The organism is Citrobacter sp. FP75, assembly GCF_018342065.1.
In the GTDB taxonomy this organism is placed as follows: domain Bacteria; phylum Pseudomonadota; class Gammaproteobacteria; order Enterobacterales; family Enterobacteriaceae; genus Citrobacter.
Genome location: NZ_JAFDOE010000005.1, coordinates 51761 through 66756, shown reverse-complemented (window position 1 = coordinate 66756; position 14996 = coordinate 51761). Strand labels below are relative to the sequence as shown.

Sequence of the window (14996 nt, the reverse complement as noted above, 5' to 3'; positions counted from 1 at the left end):
GGCTAACAAATGATAAGGCGGGAGAAGCTCCCGCCTGGAGTAAACGTGGTAAAAACGACCGGAATTAACCTGCCATTTGTTTTTCGCGGATTTCTGCCAGCGTTTTACAGTCGATGCACAGATCGGCTGTCGGACGCGCTTCCAGACGGCGAATACCTATTTCTACGCCGCATGATTCGCAGTAGCCGAAATCTTCGTCTTCTACTTTCTTCAGCGTCTTCTCGATCTTTTTGATCAGTTTGCGCTCACGATCACGGTTACGCAGCTCAAGGCTGAATTCTTCTTCCTGCGCGGCGCGGTCCACCGGATCAGGGAAGTTAGCCGCTTCGTCTTGCATATGAGATACGGTGCGATCAACTTCATCCCTAAGTTGATTACGCCATGCCTCAAGAATACGCCTGAAGTGCGACAGCTGGGCTTCGTTCATATACTCTTCGCCCGGTTTCTCCTGGTACGGCTCCACCCCAGCGATGGCGAGAATACTCAGGGACGATGTTTTACGGTTTTGCCCTTCTTGCATGTTGCTTCTCCTTAACACGCACTATCGATCCCCATGTTCGGGGGAAAAATCAGGTCGCTATAAATAGCAGATGCTTTTCCGGATAGCAATTATCTATACGTAACACTTGACAACCCTGTGAGGAAAAGCGTATTTGCCCACGCGCCCAGAATACTAATTAACCAAATGTTTACACCATTACAAGGTAATGGGCAACGGCTCTTTAAGAGTCATACCATGGGCAGAAAGTTCCGCTTTATAAACCAGAATTTCTACCCCCTTAAGCTGTGCTTCAACTAATAATTGCGCATATTTTACATCGATATGGCGCGCGGGTGAAAACCGTGTAATGGCTGAATGCAGCACCGCAAAAAATATCACCGCACGCTTGCCTTCCGCCGCTACGCTCATCAATTCCCGAAGATGTTTTTGACCTCGTTCAGTGATGGCATCGGGAAAATAACCCTGATCATTTTCCGCCAACGTGACTGATTTCACTTCAATATAGCAGTCAGGTCGGGAATCCGCCTGCAACAAAAAGTCGATACGACTCCCCTCTGCGCCGTATTTTACTTCACTTTTCAAGGCACTGTAGCCTGAAACTTCCGAAATAAGCTCATTCTGAATAGCTTCTTTCGTTAATCTGTTGGCCCACAGTGTGTTAACACAAATAAAAGCACCCTTTTGTGTTTGTGTTAATTCCCAGGTATTGGGGTATTTGCGTTTAGTATTTTCTGATGTCGAATACCAGACAGTATCTCCTGGCATTGCGCAGCCGGTCATCGCTCCCGTATTGGGGCAATGTAGCGTTAACGTTGTGCCATCTGGTGTTATCACATCCGCTAAAAAACGCTTATAGCGCAGGATGAGCGTTGCAGGTTGTAAAGGTGGAGAAAATTGCATCAACAGTTCCTTTGATTATTCAGTCAGCGTCCAACGTTGCAGCGGCGTGTAACGCGTGCGTCCTCGTACGAATGAAGAGGAATACAGCGCAAACTCCGTGACCGGAAACGACCAGCCAAAGCCCGGTGCGGGGATAGATACCGCATGACCCGCATCGCGCAGCAGCGTGATATGTGGGTGAAACGGCTGTGGGCTTTGGTAACACCCGCTGCGCGCGGCTTGTGCCCGCAGCATATTCGCCAACTGCAGCAGCCCGCGCGGCGGCTGTCGCATTCCCAGCCACACGACCCGCGAGCGCAGCCATTGTCCGGCATCATCGAGTTTGAGCGTAAAACCCGGCTGGCGAATACGTCCGGCTAACTGTGATAGCGCTTGCTGCTTCTCAGCGCTAACGTCGCCTAAGAAGGCCAGCGTCAGATGCAGATTATCGGCGGCGACGGGGCGACCTGCCTCAGGGGGAAACTGCGCGACCCGCCAGTGGATGAGCTGCTCCCGAACCTCGCCAGGCAATTCAATCGCAAAGAACAGCCTTTTTGGCTCAGTCATGATGGATACTCGGTTATGAATTAACACGATGCTACAATGCAGCGCGAAGAATGTTAACCCTCTGGAGCCATTTGTGACGTCGTTGCCCGTTGCCGCCGTAGTGCCTGAACTGCTTACCGCCCTTGATGCCTCGTCGCAGGTTCTGCTGACGGCGCCGACCGGTGCCGGAAAATCGACCTGGCTGCCGTTGCGACTTCTTGAACATCGCGGCATCAGGGGACGCATTATTTTGCTGGAGCCACGGCGTCTGGCAGCGCGTAACGTGGCGCAACGATTAGCGGAATTGCTGAATGAAAAGCCTGGTGAGACTGTCGGTTACCGGATGCGTGCGCAAAGCTGCGTAGGGCCGCAGACCCGCCTTGAGGTGGTGACGGAGGGCGTCCTGACGCGCATGATCCAGCGCGATCCTGAGCTGGCGGGCGTTGGGTTGGTGATCCTTGACGAATTTCACGAGCGGAGTTTACAGGCCGACCTGGCGCTGGCGCTATTATTGGATGTGCAGCAAGGGCTGCGTGATGATCTGAAACTGTTGATTATGTCCGCCACTTTGGACAATGGACGTTTGCAGCAGATGTTGCCCGATGCGCCGACGATCGTTTCTGAAGGCCGCGCATTTCCCGTTGAGCGGCGGTACCAGCCGTTGGCGGCGCATCTGCGTTTTGATGAAGCGGTGGCGATAGCGACGGCGGAACTCCTGCGCCACGAAGGCGGGTCGCTGCTGCTGTTTTTACCGGGCGTGGGGGAAATCCTGCGCGTGCAGGAACAGCTGGCGTCGCGTGTGGGCGGCGATGTAGTGTTATGCCCGTTGTACGGCGCGTTGACGCTGGCTGAGCAGCGTCAGGCGATTTTGCCCGCGCCGCAAGGTAAGCGCAAAGTGGTGCTGGCGACCAATATTGCCGAAACCAGCTTAACGATTGAAGGCATCCGGTTGGTGGTTGACTGCGCCCAGGAGCGAGTGGCGCGTTATGATGCACGCACCGGTTTGACGCGACTGATTACCCAGCGCATCAGCCAGGCCTCAATGACCCAGCGTGCTGGACGTGCCGGGCGTCTGGAGCCAGGTATCTGCCTACATTTGCTTGCTAAAGAGCAAGCGGAAAGAGCGGCGGCGCAGGGAGAGCCTGAGATATTACAGAGCGATCTGTCCGGACTACTGATGGAGCTGCTGCAATGGGGATGCACCGATCCCGCGCAGTTGAACTGGCTGGATACGCCGCCCGCTATCAACGTGCTGGCGGCAAAACGGCTGTTGCAGATGCTGGGCGCGCTTGAGGACGACAGGCTCAGCGCCACAGGGCAGAAAATGGCGGCATTGGGTAACGATCCCCGTTTAGCGGCTATGCTGGTTAGCACCAACAATGACGATGAAGCCGCATCGGCGGCAAAACTGGCCGCAATTCTGGAAGAGCCGCCGCGTGGGGGCAGCACCGATTTGGCCGTCGCGTTTTCACGAAATCAGCCCGCCTGGCAGCAGCGCAGTCAACAATTGCTGAAACGGCTTAACGTTCGCAGCGGGCAGCCCAACAGCGCGCTGCTTACCCCGTTGCTGGCGCAGGCGTTTGCCGATCGGATCGCCCGTCGACGTGGACAAGAAGGGCGCTATCAACTGGCCAACGGTATGGGTGCGATGCTGGATGCCGATGACGCCCTTGGACGCCATGAATGGCTGATAGCACCGCTGTTACTGCAGGGCAGCGCATCACCGGATGCGCGTATTTTGTTCGCGTTGCCGCTGGATATTGAAGCGTTGATGCAGACGTGTCCTGAACTGCTGCAACAGTCCGACACCATCGAATGGGATGAAACCCAGGGAACGTTAAAGGCGTTGCGTCGGTCGCGTATCGGCCAGTTGACGGTAAAAATACAGCCATTGGCCAAACCCTCGGAAGAGGAATTGCACCTGGCGATGTTGAATGGTATTCGCGACAAAGGGTTAAGTGTGCTCAACTGGACGCCAGAGGCCGAGCAGTTTCGGCTGCGTTTGCACTGTGCGGCAAACTGGTTGCCTGAGTACGACTGGCCCGCGGTAGATGAGGATTCTCTGCTGGCGACGCTGGAGAGCTGGCTGCTGCCGCATATGAGCGGAGTGCACTCTTTACGCGCGTTAAAAGCATTAAATGTAGGCCAGGCGTTGCGTGGATTACTGGACTGGTCGATGCTGCAACGTCTGGATAGTGAGCTTCCTGCGCATTACACTGTGCCGACGGGAAGCCGGATAGCCATTCGCTATCACGAGGATAATCCCCCGGCATTGGCGGTCAGAATGCAGGAAATGTTTGGCGAAGCGAATACGCCGACCATCGCCCAGGGACGCGTCCCGTTGGTGCTGGAGCTGCTGTCACCGGCCCAGCGACCGCTACAAATTACGCGTGATTTAAGCGCCTTTTGGCAAGGGTCATATCGCGAAGTGCAAAAAGAGATGAAAGGGCGTTATCCCAAACATGTCTGGCCGGACGACCCGGCGAATACCGCGCCCACGCGGCGCACCAAAAAGTATTCATAAATTGAGAGATTTCTTCTTCTGTCGTCTGACGGAAGAACAGAGAATCGGGCCTTTGCGCCTGAATGTTGCGGAGAAAAAGCATGGCGGGGAATGACCGCGAGCCAATTGGACGTAAAGGGAAACCGACACGTCCGGTGAAACAAAAGGTGAGCCGTCGTCAACTCAGAGATGATGAGTATGACGACGATTACGATGATGATGACTATGAGGATGAAGAACCGATGCCGCGTAAAGGTAAAGGCAAAGGGCGTAAGCCTCGTGGTAAGCGCGGCTGGTTCTGGCTGCTGGTAAAACTGTCGATTGTCTTTTTGGTGCTGATTGCCATTTACGGCGTCTATCTGGATCAGAAAATCCGTAGCCGTATTGATGGCAAAGTCTGGCAACTACCTGCGGCCGTCTATGGCCGGATGGTTAACCTTGAGCCAGAAATGCCTATCGGCAAAAACGAGATGGTGAAACTGCTGGAAGCGACGCAGTATCGTCAGGTGACGAAGATGACGCGTCCCGGCGAGTTTACCGTGCAGGCTAACAGCATTGAGATGATCCGTCGTCCGTTTGACTTCCCGGACAGTAAAGAAGGGCAGGTGCGTGCGCGTCTGACCTTTGATGGCGATCATCTGGACACCATCGAGAATCTGGACAACAACCGCCAGTTTGGTTTCTTCCGCCTGGATCCGCGCCTGATCACCATGCTCTCTTCGCCCAACGGCGAGCAGCGTCTGTTCGTGCCACGCAGCGGTTTCCCCGATCTATTAGTGGATACGCTGCTGGCGACCGAAGATCGTCATTTCTACGAGCATGATGGGGTCAGTCTCTATTCCATCGGGCGCGCAGTGCTGGCGAACCTGACGGCAGGCCGTACGGTGCAGGGGGCCAGTACGCTGACTCAGCAGCTGGTGAAAAACCTGTTCCTCTCCAGCGAGCGTTCTTACTGGCGTAAGGCCAACGAAGCCTATATGGCGCTGTTGATGGACGCGCGTTATAGCAAAGACAGGATCCTTGAGCTGTACATGAACGAGGTGTACCTCGGTCAAAGCGGCGATAACGAAATTCGCGGTTTCCCGCTGGCGAGCCTGTATTACTTTGGCCGTCCGGTAGAAGAGCTGAGCCTCGATCAGCAGGCACTGCTGGTGGGAATGGTGAAAGGGGCGTCAATCTACAACCCGTGGCGTAACCCGAAACTGGCGCTGGAACGTCGTAACCTGGTGCTGCGCCTGCTACAGCAGCAGCAAATTATCGACCAGGATCTGTATGACATGCTGAGTGCGCGTCCGCTAGGTGTGCAGCCGCGCGGTGGGGTGATTTCACCGCAGCCTGCGTTTATGCAGATGGTTCGCCAGGAGCTACAGGCGAAGCTGGGCGATAAAGTTAAAGATCTCTCCGGCGTGAAAATCTTCACCACCTTTGATTCCGTGGCGCAGGACGCTGCAGAAAAAGCGGCGGTGGAAGGCATTCCGGTGCTGAAGAAGCAGCGTAAGCTGAGCGATCTGGAAACGGCGATTGTGGTTGTGGACCGCTTCAGTGGTGAAGTTCGCGCTATGGTTGGCGGGGCAGAGCCGCAGTTTGCGGGCTACAACCGCGCGATGCAGGCGCGTCGTTCAATTGGTTCTCTGGCGAAACCGGCGACCTATCTGACCGCCCTGAGCCAGCCGAAGCTGTATCGCCTGAATACCTGGATTGCCGATGCGCCGATTGCATTGCGTCAGCCAAACGGTCAGGTATGGTCCCCGCAGAATGATGACCGTCGCTACAGCGAAAGCGGCAAAGTGATGCTGGTGGATGCGTTAACGCGCTCCATGAACGTACCGACGGTAAATCTGGGAATGGCGCTGGGCTTACCTGCCGTCACCGACACCTGGGTGAAACTGGGTGCGCCGAAAGATCAGCTGAATCCGGTTCCTGCTATGCTGCTGGGGGCGTTGAACCTGACGCCGATCGAAGTCGCGCAGGCGTTCCAGACTATCGCCAGCGGCGGCAACCGCGCGCCGCTATCGGCGCTGCGTTCGGTGATTGCCGAAGACGGTACGGTGCTGTATCAGAGCTTCCCGCAGGCTGAGCGCGCCGTTCCAGCACAGGCGGCGTATATGACGCTGTGGACAATGCAGCAGGTTGTACAGCGTGGTACCGGGCGTCAGCTTGGCGCGAAGTATCCTGGACTGCATCTGGCAGGGAAAACCGGGACCACTAACAACAACGTGGATACCTGGTTTGCCGGGATTGACGGCAGCCAGGTGACCATTACCTGGGTGGGCCGTGATAACAACCAGCCAACCAAGCTGTACGGTGCGAGCGGGGCGATGTCGATTTACCAGCGTTATCTGGCCAACCAGACGCCAACGCCGCTCACGCTGACGCCGCCGGAAGATATTGTAGATATGGGCGTGGATTACGACGGTAACTTCGTGTGCAGCGGCGGGATGCGTACGCTTCCGGTGTGGACCAGCGATCCAGATTCGCTCTGTCAGCAAGGCGAGGTGCAGCAGCAATCAGGTAACCCATTTGATCAGTCGGCGCCGCCGCAGCCTCAACAACAGCAACAACAACAACAACCGTCGCAGCAAGAGAAGAAAGACGGCGACGGCGTTGCAGGTTGGATCAAGGATATGTTTGGTAGTAACTGATCTCAATAAAACGACTCCTTCCCGCATCAGTGCTGTGTTAATCAGACCTGGTGCGGGGATTTTTACTGTCTTATAATCGCGCTTTTTTTACTTCGCCTTTGATTCCCTATGTTGATTATTCAGCGTAAATTTCGTCCGTCTCTTATAATTGGGTAACTATGAATGGTAGGAAGTTTTCAGCCAGGTGGTGACCGTTAATCATAATATCAATCTATTTTTATATGCTGATGTTGTTTCATTATTTGTTTGGTGAATGTTTTTAAATTAGCTTAAAGCAATCTTAAGAAAATATTGTTTCTTATTTAATTTTATATAAAACAATGTGTTGGTTTATTTTTTATTAAGTTTTGTGAATGTATGAGTTAGCATTTATTCAGTATGTTTTGTAGAGTATGCAGGTAAGGGAAAGGGACTGTCTCTCATTGAGTAAATCGGCACGGATATATTATATCTATAATGATGTTGTTGCAATGACATCTCCAACCAGCCTCTATTTCCCCTCATTATTCTTAAACTATTTTTTCTGTTGATTTTTGTGAACATATGTAAGGAATACGTTATGTGCAAAAAAATTATCATCTCGTTGCTTGTCAGTAGTGCACTGGCAACTGTAGCAACATCTGCTTTTGCCGTTGATACCGGGACGGTAACGTTTAATGGGAAAATTCTTCCCGATAGTTGCGTGGTTGATGTAAACGGTACGGCGACAAACGGTACTGTGACGTTTAACAACCTTTCACAAACTGCGTTTGGCGAAGATAAGAAAGTCGGCGACACGCAATCTTTTGCTATCACACTGACGGAATGCGATGACGCGATTGCCAATCTCAATATCAAATTTGATGGGACGCGTATTGCAGGGTATGACGAAGAAGTCTTGCAGGCGACAGGGACTGCGCAAAACCTCGGGGTACGTATGCTTCCAGAAGGGAGCAGCAACTACGTGAAATTTGATGGCTCAGATCCTGAAGCGGCACTGAATAAGGCTAATGGTGACAGCGTGGTTTTTAATTATAAAGCTGAGGTTATCCAGGTTGGTAGCACGTTACCAACTACCGGTGATTATACCGCACAAGCGACCTATACTCTGCTTTATCGTTAATCATCATAACCTGGCCCAGGCTGGGCCAGTATTTCAATGGAATGGAAAGATGAAACGACTTATCACAGCATTAACACTTATATTAACCTCGGGATTAAATTCGGCTCAAGCTGGCGTCGTAGTGGGTGGCACACGAATTATATATCCGGCCAACCAATCTGAAGTTCAGATTGCATTAAAAAACAAGGATAATGATAAGCGCTATCTGGTACAGAGTTGGGTCAGTAATATTGACGACAGTAAAGCGCCATTTATTATTACACCGCCAATTTATAAATTAGATGAAAATCGCCAGACGTTGCTGCACGTGGTTTATACCGGTAATAAATCGACACTGCCTCAGGATCGTGAGTCATTATTTATGGCGAACATCAAATCTGTTGCAGCGATCCCGGAGGAATTGCGTGACAAGAACACGTTACAATTTGCCATTAAAACTAAATTAAAACTGTTTTATCGCCCGGCTTCATTGACAGAAGACGAGGCAAAAATGGCCTGGCAATCGTTGCAATTTAGCCGCAGTCAAAACCAGTTAGTCGTAAAAAACCCAACGCCCTTCTACATCACCTTTGGACAGTTAACGGTGGCGGGGAAAGTAGTTAAGGCTGCATCGGAGCAACATTCCCCCTCGGCATTAACCATGATGGTCGCTCCATTTGGTGAGCAGCGTTTTCCGCTGCCATCGGCAGTAAAAGGGGACGTTGTCTGGACCGCTATTAATGATTTCGGTTCAGAGACAGGACAGCGTAAGCAGTCAATGTAAATCGGCTGGCGATTTATCTCGGGGGGCGTTTATGTCTTCTCATCACATTGTCCGTCTTTTTGCATTCAATTCGCTGACACTCGCTATATTGATGGCCAGCGGTTCTGCTTATGCTGACGATTATTTCAATCTCAGCGCGCTGGAAACGGGGACGCCGCTGGAGAATACTGGCGCGCTTGAGGCTTATTTACGTCATAATGGTTTATCTCCAGGACGTTATTTAACGTCGATTGTCTGGGCTCAGGATCGCATTGATAAACGAAATTTAAATTATCTCCTTTCAAAAGATAATCGTAAATTGATTCCGCAATTGACTAAAGCGGAATTACGCGAGTTTGGCGTTAAAGTTGATACTGTTTCGGCATTGAGCCATGTTAATGAAAATACACCGCTAGGCGATATCAGTGAATATATCGCGGATGCAAGCTATGACTTCAGCCCGGAAACCCAGGTACTGCAATTACGTATTCCTCAGATCTACCGTAATCGGCAAGTTTCGAGCGGAAGCAATCCCGTTTTTTGGGATGATGGTATTCCAGCGCTGTGGACCAGTTACTACATTTCGGGCTCGCGTCAGCAATCAAGCGACCTTGATAATATTTCTCGCTGGGCAAGTCTAAGTTCAGGTGTGAATATTGGCCCCTGGCGTTTGCGAAACACCAGCAACTGGGGGAATGATAGTGGTTGGCAATCAATTAGCACGACGCTTGAACGCGATGTCAAACAGCTACGTAGTCAACTTCAGGTAGGGCAAACCTATACCAATGGCGAATTGTTCGACAGCGTACAAATGACTGGGATTAAGCTGGAGAGCGATACCAGCATGCAGTCCAGTGGGCTACAGGGGTTTGCGCCGGTTGTTCATGGCATTGCCAGCAGCGATGCTAAAGTGACCATTAGGCAAAATGGTTACACCGTATATCAGACCAACGTCTCACCCGGGCCGTTTGAAATTCGCGATTTAACGCAAGTGACGGCAGGGGCCGATCTGGAAGTCACCGTTACAGAAGCGGATGGAACCGAAAGGAGCTTTATTCAGGCCAGTTCCTCTGTTCCCATTATGCAACGCGAAGGTTCGCTAAAATACAGTCTGGCGGCAGGGAAATACCGGGATGTCGACAGTGGCGAAGAGCCGGGATTCAGTCAGGCGACGCTTATTTACGGTTTGCCTTACGGCATTACATCTTACGGCGGCATGCAGGGCGCGTCGATATATCGCGCCGGACTGGTTGGCATCGGCGCCGACTTACGGGATTTTGGTTCGCTGTCGATGGATCTGACGGCGGCGCGAACGTCATTTGACGACGAACGCGCGGATGCGAATGGTCAGTCATGGCGCGCGCAGTACGCGAAAGATTTTCCGCTGACAGATACCACAGTGACGCTGGCCAGCTATCGCTATTCCACTTCCGGGTTTTATACCTTCCAGGAGGCGTTGGATCAGCGTAATAACACCTATGATGACGACAGTATCTACAGCTATCGCGATAGCTATAACCGTCGCAGCCGACTGCAGCTTAATCTTTCTCAGTCGTTACAGAGCTGGGGATCGGTATACGCCAACGCTTATCAGCAAGATTACTGGGGAATGGATGGCCATGAGCGCAGCGTCAGCCTGGGTTACAGCAGCAGCTGGCAAGGCGTTAACTGGTCGCTGAATTACAGCCTGACGAAAACGCCATCGACCGATAACGATCAGCAATTTTCTGTCTCAATTAACGTTCCACTTTCGCGTTGGCTGGCGAACGCCTGGGGAACATATAACCTGACGAGTTCCAAAAAAGGTAATAGCTCGCATCAGGTTGGCGTCAGTGGGACGCTACTGGAAGATAACAATTTAAATTACAACCTCCAGCAAACCTATACTGACAACAATGTTGGCTACGGTGCGTATCTCTCTTCTCGCTATCGGGCATCGGTTGGCGAATTCAGCACCAATTACAGTTATCAAAAAGACAGTAAGCAGTGGGGTTATAGCGCTCAGGGTTCCGTTGTTGCGCATTCGCAGGGGATCACGCTGGGACAATCCATTCAGGATGCTTTTGCCATTGTGCACATTACCGATGGCGATAATGTAAAAATACAAAACTCCCAGGGGGTTTACACCGATTATTGGGGCAATGCCATTGTGCCGACTTTAACCAATTATCGCCGTAATACTATTACTGTGAATACTCAGGGACGAGACGATATTGATATTCAGGATGCTTCTCTGGATACGACCCCGACAAAAGGGGCCGTCGTGAAGGCTGATTTTACTGCTCGCTCAGGCAAACGTGCATTGCTGACATTAAAACATGGTCAGAACGTGGTTCCTTTTGGCGCTCTGTTAAGTATGGACGGTACGACATCGATCGTGGGTGACGAGGGTGAAGTGTACGTCACGGGTCTAAAAGGAACGCAGCGCTTTGAGGTTCAATGGGGAAACACGGCACTGACGAAATGTATGGGCAGCGTAAGTGTGCCTGAGAATGTGGGCGCGGGAATTTTCACTGCTACGGTTAATTGCCAATAACGGAAGATGGCTTATCAATAGGGAAATTGTCAGATATGAATAAAGGGAATAACAATATTTTCAGGGCTATTTTGATTATGGTGATTTTAGCGGGTGCGGCAGCGCCTGTTTATGCCACCACAACATGTACCGGAAATTCCCCGGAAAATGGCGCAATGACCTTTCAGCTTCCGGCAAGCATCAAAGTAGAGCCTGACACACCGGTTGGTACGATTATTTATGAGGAGAGCATTAATAGCGCCCTGGTTGATATGGAGTGCCAGAGCACCGGCAATAAAAACAAAGGCTATGTGACGTTAACCGCTGCGGATGCCCGTAATGGGGTGCTGGAAGGTGTTTACCAGACCAACGTTCCGGGAATTGGTATCCGCATGGCGGAAGCGCGGGATAAAACGCCCTCCTTTAACTCAACCTATATCGTCACCCCTATGCATTTTTATAGCTATGGCTCCAGTGGGTGGAGCACAATTCATACAACGTATTATGCGACACTCCAGTTGGTCGTGACGGATGATGTTGAAGACGGCTACCTTGATACCTCCAGCCTGACGGCAGCAGATAAATGGGGGAAAGAGGTGGTGGCTCAGCTACTGGTATCGCCCACCAGTATCCATATCCAGACCAATACCTGTAACCTGGCGGAAAAAAATATTTACGTACCGCTGAAAACAATTAACGTCAATAACCTTAATAGCCAATATTCAGAGGTGCTGACTGATGACAGTTTCAAAATTGCAATATCAGATTGTCGGGCAGGTACGCAAATCGATTATCAGTTCAACAGTGCAGGTTCAACAGGTGTTACAGAGGGTAATATTTTGGATATCGCCAGTGGAGACAGCGCTGCCAGCGGTGTGGGTATTCAGATTATGGACAAGAACGATAATGTGCTGAGTTTTGGTCAGACCTACACCGCGGTGAGCAGCACCAGCGCGAATGAAGTGGCGGAAATCCCGCTGAAGGCGCGCTACATCAAAACCGGTAATATCAATGCCGGAAAAGTGGATGCGGTGGCAACCTTTGAAGTCTTTTACCGTTAATTTTTTACGCCCGCTTCGGCGGGTTGGCTGTGTACTAACATTTTAGCCTAATTTATTAACCCATTCTTTTCATCTGGTTATTTCTTAACCCCTTAGTTTTAGTAGGGACGCGTATTGCTTGCTATCTCGCCAGCGTTTCGAATATTATGCTGCCGTTATAATAATAATTCTCGTTTACGTTATCATTCACTTTCATCAGAGAAATACCAATGGCGCGTCTTAAAACTGCTAAGCCAAACTCTTCGCTGCGCAAAATCGCAGTGGTAGTAGCCACAGCGGTTAGCGGCATGTCTGTCTATGCACAGGCGGCGGTTGACCCGAAAGAAGAAACCATCACCGTAACTGCAGCGCCTGCCGCACAAGAAAGCGCATGGGGCCCCGCGGCGACGATTGCTGCTCGTCAGTCAGCGACGGCGACCAAAACCGACACACCGATTCAAAAAGTTCCTCAGTCTATTTCAGTGGTCACCGCCGAAGAGATGGCGTTGCATCAGCCGAAATCAGTTAAAGAGGCGCTCAGCTACACGCCAGGTGTGGCGGTGGGTACCCGTGGAGCATCAAATACGTATGATTACCTGATCATCCGTGGCTTCGCTGCCGATGGCCAAAGTCAGAATAACTATCTGAATGGCCTGAAAATGCAGGGTAATTTCTACAATGATGCAGTGATCGATCCGTATATGCTGGAGCGTGCCGAAGTCATGCGCGGTCCGGTTTCCGTTCTCTACGGAAAAAGTAACCCAGGCGGTTTGTTGAACATGGTCAGCAAGCGCCCAACGACAGAACCACTGAAAGAAATTCAGTTCAAGATGGGCACCGACAGCCTGTTCCAGACCGGTTTTGATTTCAGCGATGCGCTGGATGATGACGGCGTATACTCATACCGCCTAACCGGCCTGGCGCGTTCCGCCAATGCCCAGCAGCAGGGCGCGGAAGAGCAGCGTTATGCTATCGCACCGTCTTTCTCATGGCGTCCGGATGATAAGACGAATTTCACTTTCCTCTCTTACTTCCAGAACGAGCCAGAGACTGGTTATTACGGCTGGCTGCCGAAAGAGGGGACGGTGACTGAGCTGCCGAACGGCAAGCGTCTGCCTACCGATTTCAACGAAGGGGCGAACAACAATACCTATTCTCGTAACGAGAAGATGGTGGGCTACAGCTTCGACCACGAATTTAACGACACCTTTACCGTGCGTCAGAACCTGCGTTACGCGCAAAATAAGGTCTCGCAGAACAGCGTGTATGGCTACGGTATGTGCTCCGATCCGCTCTATACCAAGGATCCGGCTAACAGTCCTTGCGCCAGCGTTCCTCAGTCCGACTGGGATCACACGCTGACCCGTCAGTACGTTATCGATAATGAGAAATTGCAGAATTTCGCTGTTGATACCCAGTTGCAAAGCAAGTTCGCGACTGCTGATGTCGATCACACGCTGTTAACCGGCGTTGATTTTATGCGCATGCGTAACGATATCGACTCCTGGTTTGGTTATGCCGGTTCTGTTGCACCGTCCGACATCTATAATCTTGACCGCAGCGACTTCGATTTTGGTTCACACCCAGGCCCTTCAGGTCCTTACAAAGTGCTGAACAAACAGAAACAGACTGGCTTGTATGCGCAGGATCAGATGCAGTGGGATAAGGTGCTGGTTACTCTGGGCGGTCGTTACGACTGGGCTAAACAGGACTCTCTGAACCGTGTTTCTGGCGTTACGGATTCCCGCGATGATAAGCAATTCACCTGGCGTGGCGGTGTTAACTACCTGTTCGACAACGGTGTGACACCGTATTTCAGCTACAGCGAGTCGTTTGAACCGGCTTCCCAGACCGGGGAAAGCGGTAATATCTTTGCGCCGTCCAAAGGTAAGCAGTACGAAGCTGGCTTGAAGTACGTGCCGAACGATCGTCCAATCGTGATCACCGGTGCTGTCTATCAGTTGACCAAAACCAACAATCTGATGGCCGACCCGAACGGATCGTTCTGGTCAGTGGAAGGCGGTGAAATTCGTTCTCGCGGTGTAGAAATTGAAGCGAAAGCGGCGCTGTCTGCCAGTGTTAACGTTGTCGGCTCTTATACCTATACCGATGCGGAATACACCACCGACACCAACTACAAAGGCAATACGCCTGCGCAGGTGCCAAAACACATGGCATCACTGTGGGGCGATTACACCCTCTATGATGGTGCGCTTTCCGGGCTGACGTTGGGTACTGGCGTTCGTTATACTGGCTCCAGCTATGGCGACCCGGCAAACTCCTTCAAAGTGGGGAGCTATACGCTGGTGGATGCGTTAGTACGTTACGATCTGGCTCGCGTTGGTATGGCGGGCTCCAACGTGGCGCTGCATGTGAACAACCTGTTTGATCGCGAGTACGTCGCCAGCTGCTTCAATACCTATGGCTGCTTCTGGGGCGCAGAACGTCAGGTCGTTGCAACTGCAACCTTCCGTTTCTAATTTATTTTTGGGCACGCTTTGCGTGCCCGTTTTACAAGTTGGCTG

10 protein-coding genes are annotated in these 14996 nt (G+C 51.7%); 7 read left to right on the top strand and 3 right to left on the bottom strand.

The annotated features are described in order from the left end of the window. Positions 1-64: 64 nt before the first annotated feature. From dksA to thpR, 3 genes are all read right to left on the bottom strand, one after another. Positions 65-520 (bottom strand): RNA polymerase-binding protein DksA, encoded by a 456-nt coding sequence (gene dksA, locus JQ822_RS17160; RefSeq protein WP_003018625.1) that lies wholly within the window; start codon positions 518-520, stop codon positions 65-67. 177 nt (positions 521-697) lie between these two features. Beyond that, positions 698-1402, bottom strand: coding sequence for a DNA/RNA nuclease SfsA (sfsA, locus tag JQ822_RS17155; RefSeq protein ID WP_213134468.1), 705 nt, complete (start codon positions 1400-1402; stop codon positions 698-700). 15 nt (positions 1403-1417) lie between these two features. Continuing rightward, on the bottom strand, positions 1418-1948 hold the full coding sequence (thpR, locus tag JQ822_RS17150; protein ID WP_213134467.1) for an RNA 2',3'-cyclic phosphodiesterase: 531 nt from the start codon (positions 1946-1948) through the stop codon (positions 1418-1420). Positions 1949-2021: 73 nt separating this feature from the next. On the opposite strand from thpR, the gene hrpB reads away from it, so the two are divergent. The 7 genes from hrpB (at position 2022) to fhuA (ending at position 14951) form a co-directional block, all read left to right on the top strand. Next, positions 2022-4451 (top strand): ATP-dependent helicase HrpB, encoded by a 2430-nt coding sequence (hrpB, locus tag JQ822_RS17145; RefSeq protein WP_213134466.1) that lies wholly within the window; start codon positions 2022-2024, stop codon positions 4449-4451. Positions 4452-4531: 80 nt separating this feature from the next. Then, positions 4532-7072, top strand: a complete 2541-nt coding sequence (gene mrcB / locus JQ822_RS17140; RefSeq protein ID WP_213134465.1) for a bifunctional glycosyl transferase/transpeptidase — start codon at positions 4532-4534, stop codon at positions 7070-7072. A 559-nt stretch (positions 7073-7631) separates the two neighbouring features. After that, positions 7632-8174, top strand: coding sequence for a fimbrial protein (locus JQ822_RS17135; protein WP_213134464.1), 543 nt, complete (start codon positions 7632-7634; stop codon positions 8172-8174). 49 nt (positions 8175-8223) lie between these two features. Further along, positions 8224-8937, top strand: a complete 714-nt coding sequence (locus tag JQ822_RS17130) for a fimbrial biogenesis chaperone (RefSeq protein ID WP_213134463.1) — start codon at positions 8224-8226, stop codon at positions 8935-8937. 31 nt (positions 8938-8968) lie between these two features. Next, positions 8969-11452 carry a fimbria/pilus outer membrane usher protein gene (locus tag JQ822_RS17125; RefSeq protein WP_213134462.1) on the top strand — a complete coding sequence of 828 codons (2484 nt, stop codon included), beginning with the start codon at positions 8969-8971 and terminating at the stop codon, positions 11450-11452. 35 nt (positions 11453-11487) lie between these two features. Then, a complete protein-coding gene (locus JQ822_RS17120; RefSeq protein WP_244848982.1) occupies positions 11488-12492 on the top strand; it encodes a fimbrial protein in 1005 nt (334 codons plus the stop codon). Positions 12493-12701: 209 nt separating this feature from the next. Next, positions 12702-14951: a ferrichrome porin FhuA gene (gene fhuA / locus JQ822_RS17115; RefSeq protein WP_213134461.1), complete on the top strand. Its 2250-nt coding sequence runs from the start codon at positions 12702-12704 to the stop codon at positions 14949-14951. The last annotated feature ends 45 nt before the right edge of the window (positions 14952-14996 follow it).